The sequence below is a fragment of the Paraburkholderia ribeironis genome (assembly GCF_900019265.1).
GTDB classification, from domain to species: Bacteria; Pseudomonadota; Gammaproteobacteria; order Burkholderiales; family Burkholderiaceae; genus Paraburkholderia; species Paraburkholderia ribeironis.
Genome location: NZ_CYGX02000198.1, coordinates 1 through 561 on the forward strand (window position 1 = coordinate 1; position 561 = coordinate 561).

The window sequence follows — 561 nt, forward strand, 5'->3', positions numbered from 1 at the left end:
TGATCGTACCGTCGTTGTTCACCGTCGAACCGCCCCCGAGCGCATTCGCCGCCGACTGCCGACACGTTGTACAGCTGCGCGCCGTTCACTGCATCGGTGCTCGATGCATTCATGTTGCCGTTGAGCAGCCCTGTCAGCCTGCGCGCCCCCGCCGTGCCCGTGAAGTCCACGACCGTACCGTCCGTGCCCTTCGCGACCGTGATGGTGCGTGTCGATTGATCCTGCTGCACCAGACCGATCGAGCCACTGTTGATCTGCGTCTCGATGTTGCTGATGTCCGTCGTGTTCTGCGTCACGCGGCCGTCGAGGTTCGTGATTGCGCTGCCCACGTTGGTCACGGTCGTGTTGCCGTCGTTCAGCACGTAGGTCGGCGCGGAGATCGTGCCTGTCGTCGTATTGAAGGTCGAACCGCCGCCGAGCGCCGCCGCCGTCGCTGCGCCCTCCGTATTCACCTTGGCGTCTTCCGATTGCAGCTGGCTCACGTTCACCGCATCCGTCGCGGCAGACCCTGCCGCCACGTTCGTCAAGCGGCGTTCCTTGCCTGCCGAGCCCACGAGACCG

At 64.9% G+C, this 561-nt stretch carries 1 pseudogene; it reads right to left on the reverse strand.

From position 1 onward, the window contains the following. A pseudogene (locus BN2475_RS33130) lies at positions 1–518 on the reverse strand (ESPR-type extended signal peptide-containing protein); the annotation flags it as partial. Positions 519–561 lie beyond the last annotated feature (43 nt).